The sequence below is a fragment of the Psychromonas arctica genome (genome assembly GCF_038155225.1).
GTDB classification, from domain to species: domain Bacteria; phylum Pseudomonadota; class Gammaproteobacteria; order Enterobacterales; family Psychromonadaceae; genus Psychromonas; species Psychromonas arctica_B.
In genome coordinates, this window is record NZ_JBAKBA010000344.1 from 1 (window position 1) to 217 (window position 217).

Consider the following 217-nt stretch of genomic DNA (forward strand, 5'->3'; position numbering starts at 1 on the left):
AAACCACAATAAGTGCAAATATTACTGCACTTATTCGAGAGGTAGAGTTGAATGTAGTACTGTTGCGTTTTACCATAACGTTGCAATGTTAACTGTTGTGATTTTTGTGCCATTTGCTCTAAATAAGGTTCAGCAGCTGGTCTTATTAACGCTTTAAAATCTTCCAAGTCTAAACGAGGATTTGATAACGCACGCTCTACATCCGATGCGGTTTTAG

At 37.8% G+C, this 217-nt stretch carries 1 pseudogene; it reads right to left on the minus strand.

What is annotated here, in order from left to right:
* A pseudogene (thiH, locus tag V6255_RS18740) lies at positions 1–217 on the minus strand (2-iminoacetate synthase ThiH); the annotation flags it as partial.